Here is a 2,307-nt window from a genome sequence, read left to right on the forward strand (position 1 = left end):
GAGCAAAAGGAACAGCCCTGGGCGAGCGTTACCGCGCCCTGCGGGCGCGGGGAAAAGTAGCCAAGGTGGCCATCGTTGCCTGCATGCGATGCCTGATCACGGCCATCAATGCGATGGTCCGTGATCAGGCCGGATGGCGGCATGGGGCGGCTGTCTAAAAAAGACAGTTGCTCCCACACAGAGCAACCGCTCAGTCGCTACCCTGGATGTGATGCTCCAGCCCGTCGAGCTTGGTCGGCATCGTGGCGAAATACGCCGAGACATCGTCGATGTCCTGGTCGGAGAGCGTGGCGGCGAAGCCCTTCATGACCGGGTTGCCGCGGCGGCCGTCCTTGTACTCATGCAGGGCCATCGCGAGGTAGTCGGCGTATTGGCCGGCCAGTCGCGGGTACTGCGGGTCGACGGCATTGCCGTCCTGGCCGTGGCAGGCCACGCAGGTGGCGATCTTGGTCTTGCCGCGGGCGGGATCACCGCCGGCGAAGGTCTGGGTGGCGGTCAGCGCGAGTAGCGCGCCGATGGCTATCAGGGAAAACCCACGGATCATCATTCGTCCTCGGCGGCTTACTTGGCGAGACTGGAGAGGTAGGCGGCAACGTCCGCGATTTCCTCATCGGACAGGCTCTGCGCCTGGATACCCATCGTCGGGTGGGTGCGCTCGCCGCTCTTGTAGGACTTGAGGGCGTTGACGATGTACTGCTCGTTCTGGCCCGCGATATGCGGCACGTGGTATTCGGGGTAAGCGTTGGCATAGCCCGGCACGCCGTGGCAGCCGTTGCAGGTATAGACCAGCGTCCGTCCCTTGGCCTTGTCCCCTTCGGCGTGCGCGGCGGACGCGGCGCACAGTGCTACAGCGATCAGACCAACCAGTTGCAGACGCTTCATTAAGAGTTCCCTGGGTGCCGGGCGGGGCCGGGGTTGAAAAGCCGTCGAAGTATAGAGGCCTGTCGCGACGGCGGACAACTCAGGGAGGCCCGGACCTCAGATCAGGCTGCGAATGATGTGGAAGCCCGCGATGTATTCGCCGGCGATGGTACCGGCGCAAACCAGGAAGAAGTTGAGCAGGGTCCGCGCCACACGGTTCTTCCACCAGCCCGTCCAGTGGGTGATGTCGTCGCGCAGGTGCTCGAAGTCGACCACGCGCGGCTTGCGGATCCAGGCCTCGGCCATGGCGCTGATGGCGCCGGAGGGAATGCCGGGGCGAAAGGGCTTCAGGGGCCCGGCGATGAAGGCTGCCACGATCGACAGCGGATGGCCGCCGGCGATGAGGGCGCCCAGAGCCGACAGGCCACCGGTCAGCAGGATCCAGTTCTTCACCGCGTCGGCGCCCAGGCTGGGGCTGCGATGAAAAGCGAAGCCGATGGCGACGAAGATCGCCAGCACCAGGCCCACGGCGACGATCTTGGGCCACTTCGAGGCGGGCGGCGTGACGGCGAGGTCATCCGCGAGTGCCTGCGCGTCGCCATGCTGGTGGGCAAGCTTCTCGCTCATGCCCTTGAGGTGGCCGGCGCCGATGACGACCAGCACCTTGCGCGTGGCGGCCTCGGTGTCCATGCGCAAGCCGTTCTCGCGCAGGCGCGCAGCCATGTACGTATCGCGCTCGGCAATCAGTGCGTTGTAGAGCGGCGCGGAGTTGGTGGCGAACTCGCTGAAGGCGCTTTCGAGCAGATCGGACTCCTTCAGCTTCTCGATATCGGCTTCGGCGATCTCCTCGCGTTCGAACACACTGCCGAGCATGCCGGCCATCAGGCCGAACCGCTGGAAGAAACCGACGCTGCGCCAGGCTCGTTTGAGGGTCGTGCCGACTTCACGATCGACGAGCCACACCGGCATGCTGCGCGCATCGGCGCCGTCCATCGCGGCTTTCATCTCGGCGCCCGGCTCGATGCCGTACTGCGCGGCGAGACGCTTCTGGAACGAACCGAGCACAAGGCTGGCCGCGACCATGCCGGCCTTGCCCTGGCGAATCACCTGGAAGAGGTCGAGCTGCTTGAACGCTTCCGGGTCGCGAATGCCATGCGCACGGCTGGCGCAGAGCTCCACGGCGACGGCGTCGAAGTGCTCGGTTTCGAGCAGGGCTTCGACCGCGTGCACGCTCGCACGCGAAACATGGGCCGTGCCGAGGATGACGTAATCGACACCGTCGCGCCTCATGCGCTCGATAGGTTGGCCTTCCAGGGCCGCGGGAAGCGGTGCGTCGTGCTCGGCAGGGATCATGCGCTCGGAGTCCTTAAGAGGGGGATCAGTCGCGGTAGCGCTTGGTCAGGTCGCCGTAAGCGTCGATGCGACGGTCACGCAGGAAGGGCCAGA

General features: G+C 65.6%; 3 protein-coding genes. All 3 read right to left on the minus strand.

What is annotated here, in order from left to right; all coding sequences use genetic code 11:
* Nucleotides 1-190: 190 nt before the first annotated feature.
* Nucleotides 191-547: a c-type cytochrome gene (locus AC1DT2_RS21055; protein ID WP_477298509.1), complete on the minus strand. Its 357-nt coding sequence runs from the start codon at nucleotides 545-547 to the stop codon at nucleotides 191-193.
* Nucleotides 548-561: 14 nt separating this feature from the next.
* Nucleotides 562-882, minus strand: coding sequence for a c-type cytochrome (locus AC1DT2_RS21060; RefSeq protein ID WP_477298510.1), 321 nt, complete (start codon nucleotides 880-882; stop codon nucleotides 562-564).
* A gap of 96 nt (nucleotides 883-978) precedes the next feature.
* A complete protein-coding gene (locus tag AC1DT2_RS21065) occupies nucleotides 979-2,214 on the minus strand; it encodes a TraB/GumN family protein (RefSeq protein ID WP_477298511.1) in 1,236 nt (411 codons plus the stop codon).
* Nucleotides 2,215-2,307: the final 93 nt, after the last annotated feature.

This window comes from Luteibacter sp. P4_E6, assembly GCF_056401535.1.